Raw genomic sequence first — 17,573 nt, forward strand, 5'->3', positions numbered from 1 at the left:
CTGGCCGGCAACGAGACTGCGCTTAAGCTTGAGAAATATCAGACGGAATTGCGCCGCGAGCGCGCCCGGGAAGAGCGAGAAAAGGCGCTCCGAAAGCAGAAGCAGCGCAGGTTCACGATCACCTCGGATGTGCGCAATCGGGCCTCGCAGGCGTTCTGGGCGATGCATGTTGAGGCGCTGAACTGGAGCGGGATGGAGCTCCGCGCCTACGCTGCGGCGATGCAGCTGTCGCCGCATTCGCTGCGCAAATGGCGCGACCGATTGGCGGCCGGCGAGGTCACGATCGATTGGCGCGCCCATCTTCATCCCTCCGCCCGTCCCACCGTTAGCACTAGTGCTAGGAACTCACAGCCCGAACGTCGCTTGACAGCCGCCGAAATCGGCGATCCAGCCGCGCCCAAAACGCCGGCCCGGCGCTTCTTCAGCGACGAGGAGAAGCTCGCGATCGCCAGGGAAACCGAGCTACCAGGCGCCAAAGTCTCTGCCGTCGCTCGCAAGCATGGTATCGTCACCGGGCTGCTGTTCCGCTGGCGCGCGCAGTTCGGCATCGCGCAAAAGAAGCGCTCCAAGCTCGCCGGTGTTGTGCTGCCCGACGACATGCCCGCCGCACGCGCCCTGCGCGATCTCGTGCGTCCACCGGAGGGCATGATGGCCGTCGACCTCGCTGACGGACGGCGTGTCTTCGCTCCCGCCGGCAGCGATCCGGATGCGGTGCGGGCGCAGATCGAAAGCGGAGAGACAGCATCATGATGTTCGTTCCTGCAGGCGTGAAGGTGCACCTGGCCCTCGGCTACACCGACATGCGGAAGGGCATGGACGGCCTCGCAATGCTGGTGCAAGACACGCTGAAGAAGGACCCGTTCTCTGGTCATCTGTTTGCCTTCCGCGGCAAAAAGGCATCGATCCTGAAGGTCCTGTTCTGGGACGGCAACGGGCTTTGTCTGTTCACCAAACGCATCGACCAGGGCGGCTTCGTGTGGCCGGTGATGGCGGGTTATGATGGCTCGATCACGCTCACGCCGGCGCAGCTCGCGATGCTGATCGAAGGCATCGACTGGCGCGCGCCAGAACGCGTATGGAGGCCTGCGATTGCAGGATGATCCGCCAAAACCGGTGCTGAACTGAGTTGCGATTCTTCTACGAATCAGCGTGTTCGAGTACCATCGGACATGCAGCTCGATCTCGCCAATCTTCCCTCTGATCCTGAGCTTCTGCAGCGCCTGGTGCGCGACATTGCGGCCGCCATCGACCATCGCGACACCGAGATCGAGCGTCTCAAGTCCATCATCAAACAGCTGCAGCGGATGCAGTTCGGTCGTAGCTCGGAGCGCATCGATCCCGATCAGCTTGCACTCGGTCTGGAGGATCTCGACAGCGACATCGGCCGCGTCGAGGAAGCTCAACCGAAGGCCACTCCGGAAGCCAAGTCTCCACCGCGACGCCGTGCGCTGCCCGATCATCTGCCACGCGAAGACGTTCTGCTCAACGTGCAAGACAGGGTTTGTGGCCGCTGTGGTCCCGGCGCAGCTTCGCGTCATGCGTACGACCCGTCCGAAATACGGCTGCCGAGCTCAACACCGTGGTGCCGGCGCGCCGGAGCGGTTGATTGTTGGCGGCCTGGCGACGCCCGCGGTGCTCGCCCACGTGTTGATCAGCAAATACTGCGATCACCTTCCGGTCTATCGGCAGTCGCAGATCTTCGACCGTCATGGCGCCGCTCTCTGCCGCTCGACGCTCGCGGGCTGGGTTGGCGGCGCATGCTGGTGGCTCGAGGCCTTGCACGAACGGCTGTGCAATAACGTGTTCGCCTCCAACCATCTCTTTGCCGATGACACGCCGATCCCGGTGCTCGATCCTGGCCGTGGGCGAACCAAGACGGGACGGCTTTGGGTGTACGCGCGCGAGCAAAGGCCGTGAGCGGCCCCAAACCTCCGGCCGCCATCTATTTGTTCGCTCCGGACCGCAAAGCCGAACGTCCAGCCGCACATCTTGCTGCCTTCAAGGGTATCCTGCATGTCGACGGATATGCCGGCTTCGAGCAACTGGCCGACAAGGAGGGCATCACGCTCGCAGCTTGTTGGAGCCACTCGCGACGCAAGACAAGGCGCGGCCGGAAGGGGACGGCCTCGCAGACCCCGATGGCTTTGCCTGCCTCTGCGCGAGCGCATGCTCCTTCATATGGGCCAGCGGCTTCCGCCGCGACGGGGATGTCTTCGGAGTGCATATGTTCCGCTTCGTGGATGACGGTGGACCGCAATGGTCCGAGCGCGTCAGAGGCAAACGGCGCTCGGCCTACGCAAATTCGACGGCTTTCTTGCCCGGACGGGCATGCCGACGCCGAGCGCTGGGCGACGCCGCCCGAGATGATGTACGATCTGACGCCTGCGGAGATCGCCACCATGACAAGCGAGACGGCGTTCGCCCGCGCACGGGAGGTAAGCTGCCGGTCGAACGCCGATCCCTTACCCCGATATGAACCGCTTTTCCGACAAACGATGCAGCGCGGTCACCCTGCGATCAACGGACGCTATTAAACTTGATGCGCCTCGGCGCGGCGCGCTACCTCGGTCGGCTCGACAGCTAGGCTTGCGGCTTGGCCATGCCAAGGTTACGCGCAAGGGATGGGGGGTCCTCGAACCGGGAGAATCCAGCGGCTGGGTTGAAGATCGCTATGCCCTCGGGTCAGGCAGCCGAAGGAATGGATATTCCGGCGCAGCGTGATGTTGTTCTCCTTCATGTGATGACGTTCCATATCCCCGAAGGAATCGTCCGGGCGGTGCTTGCCCGTACGGTAGAAGTCGGCGAAGTCTTCGAGCTGCGACGGATGCCAATCGATACCGTTTCCGCAGAAGATCAGGCAGCCCGAACCGGGCGACGCGGCCTGAACCGCTTCAAGTCTTTTCTCGAATTCCAGCGTGTACCGCATGAAGGCGGACCGGGCTGAGAACGACCGACCGAAAAGCTGCGCGCCCATCCATTCCTTTCGGACGATGACATGCGTGTCAGCGGTAAAATGTTGGCGGCGCTCCTCGTATTTCTCCCAGTTTTCGTCGCTGTCATCGGTCTGCGGCTGGACCGTCTTCACTTCGGCATGGGCCGCTTTCCCCATATCGAGGCCGAGGCGGAAGTCGATACGCCCTTCAAGCCCCGCCTGTCGTGGCTCGTATTCAAGCTTCACGATGGAATCGTCCTTGATGAACAGGCCCGCGACGGTCAATTCGTTGACCCGTTCGATGATGGCGAGGACCCGTTTCGGGGACGGCTTTGCCCGCCATGCGGCGACGGCGTCTTCAAACTGGCCCCACAGGCGCGCGCCCCCCTCGATCTGCGCATCGGGCCCCATGACGGTTTCCCGGTACGCCTCCGTGATCGCGGCGACATGGGCTTCAATTTCGGCTTCAATGGACATTGGGATATTCTGCGCCGTATGGCGGCCGATTCCAATGGGCGGCGCCGCGACAACGTGCCGATGGACCTAGCATGCTCAAATCCATTTCATCGATCTACAAGCCCGACATCCGGTTCCGCAACCTGGCGGATGCGAGCGGGACCCGTCCGATGTCGATGGCGGATCTGCATGCCATGGTCGAGCCGATCCAGCTATCGGATGCCGTGCCGGACGAGATACGGCGCGAATTCGACACCGCGCGGAACGCGTTCGTCTATTCGTGGTTTGTATACGAGTTCACCACGCTCGCTGAACTTGGCGGCTACACCGTCCTGGAATTGGCTCTTCGCCGGCGCCTTGACCCGGCGGTTATGCCCAACACCTCGAGGAGCCCCGGCTTAAGCCGACTCCTGCAAGCAGCGCTTGACAAGGGGTATCTTCAGCGCGGCGACTTTGAAGTGCCCTCGCCATCCGGAAGCGGCGCCATGGCGTGCCAGCTCGATTTCATACCCATGCTGCGCAATCACGTTGCCCACGGCAATATCCATTTGCTTCCGCAAGGCGCGCTCGCATCCCTTTAGTTGTGTCAAGCGGTCATAGAAAAACTCTATCCCGCGCTCCCATAGTTGCCCGAACAGCTACGCCGACTATCGCCGTCACGAGCTCGGCTAGAAGAATTGCTGCGGTTCGCGGAAGGCGCCGCCAAATGCACGATCGGCATCCAATACGGCCTCGATGACAAAGAGAGCGGAGCGCATGAGGTCGGTATCGCGCTTGCGGTTCGCGGGCTGCATCTTGTTACCGTGAAGGAAGTTGTTTCGAGTTCGCCATGGCACTGATTCAATGTTGTAGACTCATTCGAAGAGGGTGATGTCCTTGGTTGGCGGAAAATGCCCTCCGAGCAGCTGCTCTGTGCCATTTGGGTAAATAATCACGGCATGCTGGAAAATGCCGGACGCGAGATTACGGAGGACTACGTTCGTCGGCCGGTTCGGATCATGAGGATACGCGGTGAAGAACTCGCCGCGCTGATAGTGGTAGCCATCTTGATAAACAGCGTTCGTCGGACCGTTCGTAATGAGGACTCGGCTCGGCGCAATCCCAATTCCAACCGCGAGATTCATGACCAATCCTCGTGGCGGCGTCACCGCGCTTCGCCATGCGGCGAACCGGGGCGTATCAGAAACCATCAATGAATGGCCCATGACGCTGCTGCCATTCGGCTGATCGACCACCGCCAGTTGGTACAGAAAAATAGCATCGATCGGGCTGGCGGGATTGCTCTTCAAATAATCTTTGGCCCATCCATCGCAAGCAGGCAGCGACATCGTCTCCGGGACGCGCATAAGGACGACACGAACACCATTCGGCGATGTCTCCGCATGCTTGGTTGCGTTGGCAAACGCGCCATCAAACTTGTCCGAAAGATTCTTGCTTTCGTTCTGGTGAAATGGAGCGCCAAAGAACAATTGATAGGATATCTGCTGCTTACTGTAAGGCCCAAATTTCTGCGGTAAGGTATTGTCGAGCTTGACGGCCCATACCCCCACCGAAGCTGATTGCCCCGATGTCAGCGTCGGTAACGCGTCGCGGAGTTGATTCCAATCTGCCGTCGAGGGATAGGCGTTCGCGATCGCGAACAGCACACCGCCGTGCCCGCGCTCCTTGAATACGCGCAGGATAGCTTCCTCGGTCAATTTCGCCTGCTTTGTGAACTCCTGCTCATGTGCCGACGCACCGTAACTCTTCAAGGATATATCGGCAGTCGCGCCGTCGGCTGTCGTAACGACGGCATCGTAACCCGGATGGTTGCGTGTAGTCGGCCTTACAGTCTGAGGCGGACGGTGAAATAGACTGACGCCCATCAGCTCGAAAAGGGAGCCGCGTCGGCTATTCGCATCGGTGCTCTTGATTTTCTTGACATGATCAGCGACCCAGTTCGGGTCGATGCCCTCCAATCCAGCGATCGCGTCCCCGAGCAAACACAACTGGTTTACGGCCGCGGCGTCCTTCCGCCGCCACAGTTTACCGAGGCTTGTATCGCTAGTCGCGAGCCAATCGGCCCCAAACGCGGTTTCAATCGCCCCGAGCCGGCGGTCGAATTCATCATCGGGCATAGCCAAGTGATCACGTTGGCGTCCCGCAGCAAATCGGCTGGCCATCCCATCACTCCTGTCTCTTATCCCGGTCGTTTCTCAGATGCCTGGGGCAAAGGACCGGAAAAATAAAGAACGACCTTCAATTCAGATGCGCGTGCGTCAGTCGCAAGGTTAGCCGATGTGGCGAGCCGAAGCATCATTTGACTGGAGACGCTTGACGATCGCCTCGGCGGTCTGAGCCGGCGTCCATGCCGAGACATCGATGTAACCATCGATACCGAACAGTCCGGGCACCTGCGCCTGATCAAGGCGCAGGAGCATCACCGTTGCATCGCGGCGTTGCTTGAGGATGTCCCGGATCGCTCGCCATTCGAGGCCGCACCATTCTTTCCCGTTGTAGTTACCGCACAGGAATACGACGACAAGGTCCGCGTTCTCGTGATAAATGCGCTGCAACAGCACATCCAAATTGGGCCGCGCCAGCTCCGCGACATAATCATTGTCATAGAATACGACATCGTTTCCGAGCTCGTCCTTGAGGTGCTCGGCGATCGCACAGGCGAACGGGCGGTATTCGCCAGGAAAGGAAAGCGCAACTCTGAAGCGCCGTGTATCGATCGCCTGCGGCGCCGGTGCCTTGCGTTTCGCCTTGGCGAGCATCGCATCGATCGCAGAGAGGGAGGCCGCGTAAGGATCAACGCCAATCTTGGCTTCCATGAGGTAGCGAGGATGCGTTCGTCCGAGGTGATGCAGAAGATGATTGAGCCAAATCGCCAAACTGTTCGCATTGCTACAGGAGATCGGCTTGCCCGTCGTCGACGGAGGAAGGTTCGATGTGAAATCGGCGATGGCTTGGTTCTTGATCCGCTCGCATTCCTTCTCGGAAAAGAGGTTGGCAGCGCGCTGCGCCATACGAATGAAGTGGGCCGTCGGTTCGCCTTCCAGCAACCCGTAACAGGAGAACTGGCAGCCCCTTAAGCCGGCCATGGCGAAGTTGCTAGTTTGCATATTGTTGTACAGTCGCATGACTGCATCGTCGGAGTCGTCGAGCTGGCCGTAGTACTGCCAGAGCATGATCTGGTGATTGGGCTTTCTCAAGAGGCGATCGGCCGGAATTTTTTCTTGAGAGAAATACAAGATGGATAGCGAGATATCCGGGAACTTCCCGGCCTCCTCCTCGAAGGCCTTTTGCAGCCGTATCAGTTCTGGTCGTTTATCTGGCGCCGGCATGAGACGAGGGATGCGATCAAAGGGGTTAGGTCTTCAAAAGGCAGCTTGGTACGTAGCTGGGGTCTTGATACTCGAACAATTGGACGCGTCCCATCGATGTGAGCTGCTGGCCGAGGAACACCGAGAGCGCAAACGGCCCATAGAAGAAGAGCCGCGTCGTACGGAGCTGGCGTGCCTTCTGGAGCTTGCCGAATTCCTCCCGAACTGCCATCGCCATCGCGATGGCGTCGCCATCGCCGCCGATCGATTGCGCGCCCTGGCTTGGCGGTGCCATGAAGACGTACGCATTGGGAGCCTGTCCGGTGGACTCGATATACCGCATGACATCCACGCGGCCATCGCCACGAATGTTCAGTCCGAGCACGAGGTCGGTGCCGTTTGGGTCGGCCTCCGTGATTTCCGTCTGCAAAGTGTAGCCGGGCGTCGGGGTCGCATCCGAGCGCCAAAACTCCTTTGCGGGCGGTTGCGGAATTTCGAACGTCCAACTGCCCACGGCCGGAAACGTTGCGCCAACGGCAAGGCCGGTTGAAAGGGCGCATTTTCCGCGGAGCCGGATTGTGCGTACGGCTCCGGCCGCCATGATCTGCTTCCGCAAGGTATCGAGTTGCGGGACAAGATCGTTGGTCCAGGCGTCCGGCGAAGGCACCTTGCGCGCGGCCCGGTCAAAGAGCGGCGTCCAATCCAGCTCGTAATCCGCCGGCGGCGTGAAGGCTTCCTTCGTCCAGTTATGAACCCAAAGCGTCACACTGGCTTCTGCGGACAAGTCCGCGAGAACCGCAGAGCGCAAGAGCGCTTCGATCGAGGATTTGTCCAGCACCACGCCTTTGCTGGCCCCGACCTTGTTCATAAGGGCAGCGTAAGCGGGCTGGACCATCGCTCGAATCTTGCTCGCAAAATCGGGATGGCTGAGCATTCTCGCTATGAAGATATCAAGCGCTCGCTCATCATGCGCCAGATCGCCATACCCGATGTCAATAAAGACCTTCTCATGGATGAAGGCGATTTGTTCGTCGCTCAGGCCGACGGCCCGCATACGCTGGTCGACATCGTGTTGTGTCTGCGCGAGCGCGGGAACGGCGTCGTCATAAAAGGGCTTGGCGTTACGATAGCGCGCGAGGCCGGTTTCAACCGGCCGCATCTGCTGCGAAAGGCTTGGGCATGCCAGCCGGAACTCGTGGTAGGTGCCCGGCATGTCGGCATCGTATCTGCGAAACGCCTCGATCACGTCCTTGAATTCGGCGGGCGCGACATCGTGGTCCTTGGTTTGGATGTGTTTCCGGAGCGACTTACCTTCGTCAACATAGCGGATGTCGATATCGCCGGTGCCTTCCGTAAAGATTTGATGGAACGAGCCATCTTGCAACCAGATCGGAAGATGGCACACCGTGTAGCGCGTTTGAAAATCAAAGCCCTTTCCAGCATTCAGACCGCCCATCGCGTCCGGCGACAGAAGGGATCCGGTGGTGTCGGGCAGTCCAGAGGGGGTTTTGGCCATTCCTTTCTCCTACGCCCCGAAGGTCGAGCCGAAAAGCTTTCGCCATAGCTTGCGGCTTTCGGCTTCATCGGTTGCTTCAAGCGCTTGGCGAGCGGTCGTAGCCGCCGCTTTCACCTGGTCGAGGAACGCATCAAACTCGGCGCTGTCCCAGCGCTTGGCAACATTGACGGTTCCCAAACCCGGATCGGCAATGAACGGCACGGTGCCCAAGCCGCGGTAGAACCCGAAGGTCGAGTTGATCCCTTCGAGCACATTCGCGACAGCCCGCGCGTGCGACGTCGGAAGCCCGATCGTCTGGTGGACGAGCGTTTCCAGAATGTAGGATTTCGGCTTCGATTTCTCGCTGGGAAGCCGGTCGCGCCAGGATTTCATCAGCTTGACGATTTGCACGTAATAACCGCCCGTATCCTTGTTCTTCTCGCTTGCGGCGCTGATCTGTCCCTTGGGATGCGACTGCACCCATTGCTTGGCGTCGCGATCCGGAATCCAGAGTGGTCCGTCCTCGTAAACGGGCGTGCCGGGCACGATGTCAAGCCACACGCCCTTGGCACTAATGCCAATCGAGCGGCCTTGCGGCCGTGTCTCGCTGTAGTATTTGTCAAGTACGCCCTGAAGCCAGGTGAGAACAACCTCGGGCTCGGAGCCGTCGGCATAAATATCTAAATCGAGAATGCACACCACATCGACGTCTTCGATATTGTGGATGGCGGTATGCCGTCGATACGAGCCCGTCAGGAACGTTTCTTCGTGAGCGTCCTTGGTTTCTTCGTCCGTCTTCAGTTCATCACGAACTTTCTCATGCGCTTTCTTGGCTGTCTTTACAGCATCGTCATCGGGCTCGCATGAGCTGACGTAGCGCGCGAAATCAGCAGAGAGCTCCACCCGTCACTCCTTTTCCGGAAGCGCAGGAAGTTTTGTTGCGTCGAGGCCGTACGCCGCGGCGATACCGGAAAGGAAATCGCCGCAAACGGGACATTGCTCGTCGCGTTCAAAGTAGATGCCATACCAGCGATTAATCGTCATTTCATCGCGGCTCTCGCTCAAGGGAGGCATGTCGGCATACTGCGTGCCGGGTTCGGGCCGGTTGAGCCAGAGATACCACGGCGCATCGAAGTCACGCTTGAGCACATTGAGCGTGGAGGATTTGTCGGCAAGGAGTTCGAGCATGGCGAGCTTGGCGAGCTGCGTCGCGATGGGCAGCACGTCTAAGGAAAGGCCCGGCTCCACGGCGACGGGGCGATCCGAATAGGCGATCGCGTCGGCGTCATCCTGTGAAGACACCTCAACATCGGATGCTTCGTCCGGCAAGGAAGAGACGAAGCACTGCTGGCAGGGGGACTGCTTCGGGCGGACGCGCAGGATTTGCCCGCCATAGGCGCGGCGGAAGGCACCGCCATAGACGGCGGGCTTGTCGGCCGACACGCAAAGCTCGTTGATCAGCAACTTGCTTTGCCGGTTGTCGGTCCCGCAAATGACGAGGTCGGAGGCTTGCACAAGCCCGGCGAGCACGTCACGGTTCTCGAAACCGACGTCCATCACATGCACCTCGACCTGCGCGCCGGGATTCTTTTCAAGGATGAGATCACGCGTAACGTTCACTTTGGTCCGGCCCACCTGCGAGATTCCGCCCGGGTGCCGCACCACATTGCCAACCGACAGGCGGTCGCGATCCACCAGGATGAAGTGACCAACGCCGGATTTGGCGAGCTCTACCGCGACATGGGCGCCGCCCGTTCCGAGCCCGATACACAGAACGGTTCGGTCTTTGAGAACAGTCGTTTCCAGTATGCCGGCGCGGCGAAGGTCAAGTTGCGGCTCAATATCGGCGAACACGACGTCGCGCGGGTTGGCCGCGGGCTCGGCTGACTCAATCAGCTCGGCCCGGTAAGCGATGTTGTCTGGCGATACGAACACATCGGAGCGATGCGTTGGCTTGTCCGTGGGAACGATGGCAATCACCATTCCTTCGGAGGCCTGCCCTTGCTGCTGGCCGAGGACGAGCGTCGCTGCCGCATGGGTGCCGCTGCCTTGAATGCACAATTCCAACTGCGTGAGCGCATCGCCATCGTCCCACGAGCTGAAGCCGACGGGAAGGGAACCAGCTTTGGTCAACGACGGCCACTTGTCGCGCAACCATCCCGAAGAAAGCGTGACGACGCCGAACATGTCGGCATCGTCAGCGGTGATATTGAGCGCCTGCGGGGTAGGCACGCCCTCGGAAACCGCGACGATCGTGCGCCTCGTCTTGTCGTAGACGAGCTTCGACTTGCCGGGTTTCCGCTGCGCAATGGCCTGCATCGCATCGCGGATCATCGAGCGTTGGTCGCTCATGCGGCCTCCTGCATGGTACGGACAAAGTCGGCGAGATCGCGCCCGGTGGCGAGGTGCTGCTCGTAGGCTTCGAGCCACAGCATCGCCTTGAGAAATACCTTCTGCAAAACGATGCCAGCATGCCAGCGATCGGCGCGCCAATGGCAAATCTGAACCCAGCCCACCGCGTGCGGCTCAAGAGTGTGCATGGCGTGCGAGACGCCCAGCCGAGAGATAGCCACACCGCTGAAATTCAGCAATGGGCTCGGGTCTGTAATGTAGAGTGACGGCCGCTGCGTCGGATATCCCGGCGGGATCATGCAGAAAAGACGATAACTCCTGCCTACGCTGGTCGTCGCCGTGCCGCCAGCGTTGTACGTATCATCTGCCGGGTAGTGATAAACGCCGAACTGCGTAAAACCCTCATTCTGAAGGATTTGGTGTTCAAGCGCCATGCGCTGCCGGTGTGCCATTGTCCACGTCACGCAATACCTCTTTGGCCCTTTGCCGCACGATATACCTGCACGATTCCATTGATGTCGGGGACCACGAGCCCTGCCGGTGCTTCGATTTGCTCCGCGCTGCCCGTCGCCCGATCGAGGCGATGAACCTCAAGCACATCCATCGGCCATTTCTGATCGATGGCGAACGCGAGGTGATGCGGCTCCTTCAATTGGGCGACCAGAATTTTTCCGAACGCCGTCGTATGCTGCTCAATGGGGGCGCCGCTCTCCCGCTCCAGGGCTTCGGCGAGATGCGTGATGGCGCGCTCGCGCGTCGCCGCGTCAACCGCAGGCGCACAACCGAGGACAGGCGGCTCACCCGCATCGCCAATGCGAACACGAGCCAGAGCAACGGCTTCCCATTCCTTGAGCGACTGCTCCGGAAACAAGCCGCGCGCGATCAGCGCTTGCCGGACCGGACTGCACCCGGCGTGCACCGTGACGCTCATCGCGACCGGCTCTTCCTCCGTGCCGAGGTCGTAGAACCATGGGTGAATACGCACCGTAGGCGTCTGGCGGGACCCTTCCGTTGTGACGATGATCTCCACCATCCCCGGGAAGGCGTTACGTTTGCCGAGCTGACGGATGCGACTTCGATCGCCCGAACTCGGCTCCGAGAGGCCGAGGCGGTGATGGGAATGCCAGTCGCCGAAATAGCGAAGCGCCCAATCCGCCGCGAGCGGCTCGCTGAGTTGCCTGAGATAATCGACGTCCAGGCGGAAATGGGCGTTGTCGCGCTGTGCGTTCGGCCCTGCCTTCGTTGCGAGGAATACCGTCGGATTGTCCGGCCAGCGCCCAAAGAGATCGCCTCCCGTCTCGACGGTCCACGCTGCCGCTTCGGCGGCGATCGCGCGCAGCTCCGACTCCCAAATCACGAGTGGCTTGCTGGCCGCCGGACGGGCGGGAGGCGTTGCGGGCGCGCGGTCTACCCGCGGCGCTGGCGCGGACGGCGCGAGTGCCTTAGACCTGCGTCGGCCAAGAAAGCTGGCAATCCGCTTGATTACCATTCCGTCTCACCCAATAACTCAAAGACCCAACTCAACTACGAATCGGGAGTAGACCATTCTGCACCATGCAGTCGTCAAGAACAATGAGTGAACAAGCCTTTTCCCCGCAAATCAAGATCGGCTATAACCAGCTGGCGAACCTATATTTTCTTGTGCTGGGTGGGCTGGCGGCTATGAGAATATGGCTCGTGGGGCAGCGCAGCAGCGAGGCCCGCGAGGAGGATTCTTGGTGAAGCAGCTTACCGGACTTTTTCTCGGCGCCGGCGCCTCTTACGAAGCGGGATTGCCGCTCGTTTGGGAACTGACGAAAGAACTCAAGGAATGGCTGACACCTGACAAGCTGCGCGAGTTCAACAGAGGATGGCGGATTCAGGGAGGCGGCTATCCCGACGAGGTGATCGAGGACATGATTGTCTGCCTCGGACGGCCGGAGATGCACTACGAAGCGATCCTTGGCTATCTTGAAACGCAATGGCGCCGTCACCGCGCCCATGCGCTTGCGTATCACGGGCTCTATGTGTGGCTGGTCGAAATGGTCTACCACATGCTCTACTACCGGCATGTCAACAACGAAGCGTTTTTCGCGCGGCAGCTATCCGCCTATGATGGGCTGCGCGCGCTGGCCGATGAGAATACGCCCTTATGGATTTTCTCGCTTAACCACGACGTGATCGTCGAGGCCATCTCGGCCCGCCTTTCCATTCCGCTTCACAGCGGGTTTAGCCCGGAGCGGAAAAGCTTCGTCCGTCGTGATCGTACGGGAAAACCGATCGGTGAGATCCAGGCGGAAGTGCTCACGCAGCAGGAGCATGAACACGGCGCCATGCGTTTCTCGAACCCGGCGGTGCCTGGAATCTATCTCCTCAAGATTCACGGCGCGCTGGACATTTTCACGTTCAACGAAGGTAAGGACCTGCTGAAGCTCTTACCCAACGCGCCTGGGCAGCAAGGCGTGATCGACGTGTTGCGCGCCGTCAACGAAGGCCTGTTCTACGAGATTCCGGGTCATCCCGGCGCGGTGAAGGCGGCAAACGAGATCTGCTACCCGGATGAACAGGGCGTGATGCAGTTTCTACGGCGAACGTTGCTTGCGGGTGCCTACAAGTTCGATGCCCGAAGCCAACAGGTCCTTCCCAAAAGCATGCTGAAGCATTTTCAGCAGAACCTCAATTTCGTCACTACGCTCGTGTGTATCGGCTACGGCTTTGGCGATCTGCATATCAATCTTGTCATCCGCGAGTGGCTCGAGTTCCACCCTGACCGGCGCCTTGAGATCGTGAGTCCCGATGCCCGTGACGTGCCAGCCTTTCTTTTGCATCTCACGTCACAAGTAGAGATCACGGCTGCCGCGGCCACCGATTGGCTCGACAACCGCGCTGGCATCGTGCGCACTTCCAGTGAGCGCTTGGAACGGCGCATCGGTGAAAATCTTCGCAAGCTTGGAAAAGAACGGGCAGCGGAAGGATTAAACACCTTTTTTCGTATTCACCGCGACCAAGCGGCTAAGGGCTTGGCCGAAAAACTTCGATCGCTCCCCGTTATCGATGGACAGCCGGATGTCGCGGCGCTTGGAGATCCGGCCTTGATTGCCAAGCAATGGGCTGCGGAATTGCATCTCACACCGGAAGAGCAACTGCAGCAACTTCTCCAGTATTTGGAAGCCATGCGGGCCGACGGGCAACCGCCAACCACCCTTGGATCGGCCTAATGAAAATTCAGGGGGGAGCGGTGCTTACAAAGGAAGACGACGAGGAGCGGCAGGAGCGAGCCTATCGCCTCATCGGCGAGATCGTCGACGGCATCGTCGCCCAGACCTGTGCAAGGCACTATCTGGCGCCCACTCAAGAGCACCAGTTCACGAGCAAGATCACGGCCCTCATCGAACGCGAAATTCGCGACATGGAGGTGCAGGGCATGCACGTCAAAGTGCACGCACAAGATTTCCCGGACAAAGGCCCCAAAAGTTGGGAGAAAAAATCGGGCGCAGACGTGTATATTTCCCCGTTGTGGAAGCTCCCGGCATCCACATCAACAAGGGAATGATTGTTCAGTCGAAGAAAGACCGAAAGGGCCTGGCCCGGCAAGTGCACGACATGAAAGATCGCACAAATTCCTCCTACGTTTGGGCACATGGTCCTTCAAGCATCTCGGTCGTGCCCGCGGACGATGTCGCCGAAGGCAAGGTGGACTTTTCTAGCTCGAAGACTGTAGGCCAGCTCATCTCCGACGGCCTTCGTTGCCACGCGGGCGACCCCGGCCTAGGCCGTGACTTGAGTTTGCAGCTCCCGCAATCACTCACCGCCATGACGGAAAAACTGGCCTTGAGGCACTGTATCAGCATCCCCCTTACCGAAGGAGACGCCTGATGCGCCAGAACTTGATCATCCGCACACTGGCACTGCGAGATCTAGTCGGGCCCGAAATGGAGGGCTGATGAGATTTGCTCTCGTTGAAGGCGAATGCCGCGATGCGGCGCCGGGCCTTGCCCGGTGTATGCCGCGTCTGTGGCGATCCCACGGTCGCGAAGTGCGGTCAGCATCGCGTTTGGCATTGGGCACACAGAGGGACAAGCACCTGCGACACCTGGTGGGAGGCAGAGACGCAGTGGCATCGCGATTGGAAAGACCACTTTCCGAAGGACTGGCAAGAGTGCATCCACGCGGTGCCTGGTGATGAAAAACACATCGCCGATGTCAAAACAGCAAAAGGCGTCACGCTCGAATTTCAACACTCATTTTTGCCAGAAGCAGAGCGACAGGCGCGTGAGCAGTTTTATCCCAAGCTGATTTGGGTCGTCGATGGACAACGACGGAACCGGGACAGGGCTCAATTCTTCGCTTCCTTCGGAATTGCCGTGCACCAGCAGCCGCTGGTCATCCCTGCGCGCATGCAAGATAGCGCGCTCCTGCGAGACTGGAAGGCGAGCCGCGTCCCGGTGTATTTCGACTTTTGCGACAGCCTACCTGCCGATCTTTGCCGATTCGCCGAGCCCACACTTTGGCGGCTGAACCCGAGCAGCGAAGGCGGGGCTGTCCTTCTTTCGCCTGTCGCGAAGTCTTATCTTATCGAGGTCTACCGGAACGGCGTGGCATTCGATGAGCCGTTTACGGAGACGCTTCGGCTAGTCGCAAACCTTCTGCGTGAACGTGAGGAAGCCCGACACCGAACCCAACGCGTTTGATTGGCACCTGACACGAAGGCAACGCGCGCGGCGGCGTTTTTAGACCGCGGTATGAGGCGTCAGATAGTTCACCGTATCATCCGCTCGGCTTCGGCTCGCGATGAGATACTGATGTCTGCAAAGAGACTGTCGAGGCACGCAATCGTCAAGCTTTCTGAATTGGTCGCGGTACAGACGAGGCATTCTATATGCCCAGGATAGGCGATCCTTTCGAACGCGGTCAGACGGCACAAGTTTGGATAGGGGTAAATCGTCGTGCCGTCCGCGAACCTACCGCGCTGCTCGATATTGCGATCCCCTTTCTCGCTCAAGCCAATACCTGGCCGTTCCGTGGTCAGGAAACGGCGCTCAATGGAACACCTACGCCGTGCTTTGGCATTCTCGGCGTTCGCGGGCTATTGCAGAGATCGCTATTCCTTTTCTCTCTTCGACTGAGCGTCGGGCTTCAGTAGGTCGAGATAGTCCACATCAAGCGCAACCGACAGCTCGTAAATCGTGACGACGGTCGGGTTTCGCTGACCCTTCTCCAGGCCGCTGATATACTGCTGACTGAAGCCGGAAATCTCCGCCAGCTTCTCCTGAGTCATTTCTTTGTTTTTTCGGATCCGCAGAACGTTGCGGCCAACCAACCGACGCATGTCCATGGGCAGAAGTCAGCCCATTGCGCGCATGGTTTTTATCAACTATAGTATGTATCCACTAAAGTATGTAACGCCTGATCGGCCTAAGAGGAGGTTCTGTGTCGCAAGGTCGTTTCGCCGAACCAAATTCGCAGGGTCGTGCCGTGGCAGTGACCGCGATAGAACATGGCAACGTGGTCATTACAGTTGCAAGCTTAACGTGCGAGCGCACCGTGTCCGCCGCCCCGGTCTGCGGCTTCATCACCACGATTTTGGGAGGTCCACTTCGCGGCGAGACGCGGGAGAGCAGAACGTGGAGCGGGATGATTCGCAGTCACTCGGACGCTGTATCTCGCGTCTCCGAGCTCCTCGTGTCCGAGCAGGATGACGCCTCGCAAGCAGACGATGAGCACCCGCGATAGAGCCCGTGAACCGACCCTTTTGCTTCCGATAGCGCGATGACACTTCCGAAGGACGCAAAGACCTTCACTGTTACCTGATCCAAGGCCTAGACACGTCCTCCGGCTTTTTTTCCGGCAGGTGCACAGGGCTTCGGAAAGGGTATCCGATCGATGCCACGGCAGACGGCTCTCCCGTCATCACTCAAGCCGCGGCTCATTACTCGCGAGGCGGCAGCCGCATACATCTGCGTTTCCGCCAACGTCTTTGATCAAATGGTGCGAGCAGGCACTATGCCAAGGCCCAAAATCCTAGGTGAGCGCCGGAAAGCATGGGACGTCCGAGAACTGGATACTGCCATTGATCTGCTGCCTTCAGATGGCAATGATCCTGGCCTTGACGAGACGTGGAGTGATGTCGATGCCTCGAAGGTTGCCGCCATACGTTGAGCGCAATCACGTCAAGGGGCATACGTACCTGTCATTTCGGCGCGGCAAGGGTCGGCGCATTCGCCTGCCAGATGACCCGACCAGCCCTGAGTTCATGTCGGCCTACCAAAGCGCCCTTCTCGGTCAGGTGACAACATCGAGACCCGAAATCTGCTCTCCCGTTCAGGGCACAATCTCTGCGCTGATCGCCTCTTACATGCGAAGCTCGGAATACGTCGGCCTTCGAAAGACCAGCAAGGAGGGGTACGGCAGACGCCTCGAGGCCCTCAGAATCGAGCACGGGCATCGGACCGTCACTGGACTTTCTCGCGAGCGCATCATCACCGGCATTCTTCAGCCGTTCGCCGACCGGCCAGGCGCGGCTCTCGATACCCTCAAGAAACTTCGCATTCTGATCCGTCACGCAATCAACATCGGCTGGATCAAGCACGACCCGTCGCTCGGGATAAAGCGACCCAAGCTTCAGCGCATCAGATCTTGGACCGAGGACGAGATCGAGCTTTTCCGCAAGAAGTGGCCTCTGGAAACCAAACAGCGGCTGGCTTTCGAACTGTTCCTAAACACGGGCCAACGACGATCCGACGTGGTCCGCATGGCATGGTCCCACATCACGCCCGAAAACAGAATCGCCGTCGCGCAGCAGAAGACAGGACGGCGATTGTTGATTCCGCTCCACCGTGACCTGCTTTCGGCCTTGGCCGTCGCAAAGCGTGACCACGTGTCGATCATTACGACCGCCTACGGTCAGTCCTTCAGCGTCGACGGCTTCAGCCAATGGATGCGCGACGCCATCACTGACGCAGGCCTGCCGCTCGGTTGTCAGCCGCACGGCCTGAGGAAGGCGACCGGCCGCCGCCTGGCGGAGGCCGGCGCGACGGCAAAGATGATCATG

The 17,573-nt window shown here is 59.6% G+C and carries 18 protein-coding genes and 2 pseudogenes; 10 read left to right on the forward strand and 10 right to left on the reverse strand.

Translation table 11 applies throughout. The features are described from left to right. Positions 1-48 precede the first annotated feature (48 nt). The 5 genes and pseudogenes from tnpA (at position 49) to QW863_RS36100 (ending at position 2,534) form a co-directional block, all read left to right on the forward strand. Positions 49-750 carry an IS66-like element accessory protein TnpA gene (tnpA, locus tag QW863_RS34935; protein WP_315769989.1) on the forward strand — a complete coding sequence of 234 codons (702 nt, stop codon included), beginning with the start codon at positions 49-51 and terminating at the stop codon, positions 748-750. Further along, positions 747-1,100, forward strand: a complete 354-nt coding sequence (tnpB, locus tag QW863_RS34940) for an IS66 family insertion sequence element accessory protein TnpB (RefSeq protein ID WP_172179936.1) — start codon at positions 747-749, stop codon at positions 1,098-1,100. The genes tnpA and tnpB overlap by 4 nt, the downstream gene beginning before the upstream one ends. Before the next feature lie 69 nt (positions 1,101-1,169). Further along, positions 1,170-1,466 (forward strand): annotated as a pseudogene (locus QW863_RS36090) (transposase domain-containing protein); the annotation flags it as partial. A gap of 70 nt (positions 1,467-1,536) precedes the next feature. Next, positions 1,537-1,917 carry a transposase gene (locus tag QW863_RS36095; protein WP_409978006.1) on the forward strand — a complete coding sequence of 127 codons (381 nt, stop codon included), beginning with the start codon at positions 1,537-1,539 and terminating at the stop codon, positions 1,915-1,917. Then, complete coding sequence (locus QW863_RS36100) at positions 1,914-2,534, forward strand: transposase (RefSeq protein ID WP_409978005.1); 621 nt, start codon at positions 1,914-1,916, stop codon at positions 2,532-2,534. The genes QW863_RS36095 and QW863_RS36100 overlap by 4 nt, the downstream gene beginning before the upstream one ends. A gap of 74 nt (positions 2,535-2,608) precedes the next feature. Here the strand turns inward: QW863_RS36100 and QW863_RS34950 are convergent, their stop codons facing one another. Next, complete coding sequence (locus QW863_RS34950) at positions 2,609-3,409, reverse strand: hypothetical protein (RefSeq protein ID WP_315769992.1); 801 nt, start codon at positions 3,407-3,409, stop codon at positions 2,609-2,611. 71 nt (positions 3,410-3,480) lie between these two features. Here QW863_RS34950 and QW863_RS34955 point away from each other — a divergent pair, with 71 nt between their 5' ends. Beyond that, the gene (locus QW863_RS34955) at positions 3,481-3,969 is read left to right on the forward strand and encodes a hypothetical protein (RefSeq protein WP_315769994.1); all 489 of its coding nucleotides are present in this window, start codon (positions 3,481-3,483) and stop codon (positions 3,967-3,969) included. Positions 3,970-4,056: 87 nt separating this feature from the next. On the opposite strand, the gene QW863_RS34960 is transcribed toward QW863_RS34955, so the two are convergent. From QW863_RS34960 to QW863_RS34995, 8 genes are all read right to left on the reverse strand, one after another. Further along, positions 4,057-4,182 carry a hypothetical protein gene (locus QW863_RS34960; RefSeq protein WP_315769995.1) on the reverse strand — a complete coding sequence of 42 codons (126 nt, stop codon included), beginning with the start codon at positions 4,180-4,182 and terminating at the stop codon, positions 4,057-4,059. 60 nt (positions 4,183-4,242) lie between these two features. Next, positions 4,243-5,550 carry a hypothetical protein gene (locus QW863_RS34965; RefSeq protein WP_315769996.1) on the reverse strand — a complete coding sequence of 436 codons (1,308 nt, stop codon included), beginning with the start codon at positions 5,548-5,550 and terminating at the stop codon, positions 4,243-4,245. A gap of 108 nt (positions 5,551-5,658) precedes the next feature. Next, complete coding sequence (locus QW863_RS34970; RefSeq protein ID WP_315769998.1) at positions 5,659-6,717, reverse strand: TIR domain-containing protein; 1,059 nt, start codon at positions 6,715-6,717, stop codon at positions 5,659-5,661. A gap of 25 nt (positions 6,718-6,742) precedes the next feature. Then, complete coding sequence (locus tag QW863_RS34975; RefSeq protein ID WP_315770000.1) at positions 6,743-8,212, reverse strand: dsDNA nuclease domain-containing protein; 1,470 nt, start codon at positions 8,210-8,212, stop codon at positions 6,743-6,745. A gap of 9 nt (positions 8,213-8,221) precedes the next feature. Next, a complete protein-coding gene (locus tag QW863_RS34980; protein ID WP_315770002.1) occupies positions 8,222-9,094 on the reverse strand; it encodes an SMODS domain-containing nucleotidyltransferase in 873 nt (290 codons plus the stop codon). Positions 9,095-9,097: 3 nt separating this feature from the next. Continuing rightward, entirely contained in the window at positions 9,098-10,543 is a 1,446-nt protein-coding gene (locus QW863_RS34985) for a ThiF family adenylyltransferase (protein WP_315770003.1), read from the reverse strand. Then, entirely contained in the window at positions 10,540-11,007 is a 468-nt protein-coding gene (locus tag QW863_RS34990) for a hypothetical protein (RefSeq protein WP_315770005.1), read from the reverse strand. The genes QW863_RS34985 and QW863_RS34990 overlap by 4 nt, the downstream gene beginning before the upstream one ends. Next, positions 11,004-11,900: a hypothetical protein gene (locus tag QW863_RS34995; protein ID WP_315770007.1), complete on the reverse strand. Its 897-nt coding sequence runs from the start codon at positions 11,898-11,900 to the stop codon at positions 11,004-11,006. The genes QW863_RS34990 and QW863_RS34995 overlap by 4 nt, the downstream gene beginning before the upstream one ends. A 361-nt stretch (positions 11,901-12,261) precedes the next feature. Between QW863_RS34995 and QW863_RS35000 the strand changes: the two genes are divergently transcribed. From QW863_RS35000 to QW863_RS35010, 3 genes are all read left to right on the forward strand, one after another. After that, positions 12,262-13,740 (forward strand): hypothetical protein, encoded by a 1,479-nt coding sequence (locus QW863_RS35000; RefSeq protein ID WP_315770008.1) that lies wholly within the window; start codon positions 12,262-12,264, stop codon positions 13,738-13,740. Then, entirely contained in the window at positions 13,740-14,075 is a 336-nt protein-coding gene (locus QW863_RS35005) for a hypothetical protein (RefSeq protein ID WP_315770010.1), read from the forward strand. The genes QW863_RS35000 and QW863_RS35005 overlap by 1 nt, the downstream gene beginning before the upstream one ends. A 406-nt stretch (positions 14,076-14,481) precedes the next feature. Beyond that, positions 14,482-15,213 (forward strand): competence protein CoiA family protein, encoded by a 732-nt coding sequence (locus tag QW863_RS35010; protein ID WP_315770012.1) that lies wholly within the window; start codon positions 14,482-14,484, stop codon positions 15,211-15,213. 410 nt (positions 15,214-15,623) lie between these two features. Here the strand turns inward: QW863_RS35010 and QW863_RS35015 are convergent, their stop codons facing one another. Continuing rightward, on the reverse strand, positions 15,624-15,857 hold the full coding sequence (locus QW863_RS35015; RefSeq protein WP_315770014.1) for a helix-turn-helix transcriptional regulator: 234 nt from the start codon (positions 15,855-15,857) through the stop codon (positions 15,624-15,626). A gap of 1,020 nt (positions 15,858-16,877) precedes the next feature. On the opposite strand from QW863_RS35015, the pseudogene QW863_RS35020 reads away from it, so the two are divergent. Next, positions 16,878-17,573: pseudogene (locus tag QW863_RS35020) on the forward strand (tyrosine-type recombinase/integrase); the annotation flags it as partial.

This window comes from Bradyrhizobium sp. SZCCHNR1017, assembly GCF_032381375.1.
Taxonomy (GTDB): domain Bacteria; phylum Pseudomonadota; class Alphaproteobacteria; order Rhizobiales; family Xanthobacteraceae; genus Bradyrhizobium.

What these genes read in the sequence shown, in the direction of transcription:
- tnpB (WP_172179936.1), top strand. Translation starts at nt 747, where the DNA reads ATGATGTTCGTTCCTGCAGGCGTGAAGGTGCACCTGGCCCTCGGCTAC.
- QW863_RS36095 (WP_409978006.1), top strand. Translation starts at nt 1,537, where the DNA reads ATGCGTACGACCCGTCCGAAATACGGCTGCCGAGCTCAACACCGTGGT.
- QW863_RS34950 (WP_315769992.1), bottom strand. Translation starts at nt 3,409, where the DNA reads ATGTCCATTGAAGCCGAAATTGAAGCCCATGTCGCCGCGATCACGGAG.
- QW863_RS34955 (WP_315769994.1), top strand. Translation starts at nt 3,481, where the DNA reads ATGCTCAAATCCATTTCATCGATCTACAAGCCCGACATCCGGTTCCGC.
- QW863_RS34960 (WP_315769995.1), bottom strand. Translation starts at nt 4,182, where the DNA reads ATGCAGCCCGCGAACCGCAAGCGCGATACCGACCTCATGCGCTCCGCT.
- QW863_RS34965 (WP_315769996.1), bottom strand. Translation starts at nt 5,550, where the DNA reads ATGGCCAGCCGATTTGCTGCGGGACGCCAACGTGATCACTTGGCTATG.
- QW863_RS34970 (WP_315769998.1), bottom strand. Translation starts at nt 6,717, where the DNA reads ATGCCGGCGCCAGATAAACGACCAGAACTGATACGGCTGCAAAAGGCC.
- QW863_RS34975 (WP_315770000.1), bottom strand. Translation starts at nt 8,212, where the DNA reads ATGGCCAAAACCCCCTCTGGACTGCCCGACACCACCGGATCCCTTCTG.
- QW863_RS34985 (WP_315770003.1), bottom strand. Translation starts at nt 10,543, where the DNA reads ATGAGCGACCAACGCTCGATGATCCGCGATGCGATGCAGGCCATTGCG.
- QW863_RS35005 (WP_315770010.1), top strand. Translation starts at nt 13,740, where the DNA reads ATGAAAATTCAGGGGGGAGCGGTGCTTACAAAGGAAGACGACGAGGAG.
- QW863_RS35015 (WP_315770014.1), bottom strand. Translation starts at nt 15,857, where the DNA reads ATGGACATGCGTCGGTTGGTTGGCCGCAACGTTCTGCGGATCCGAAAA.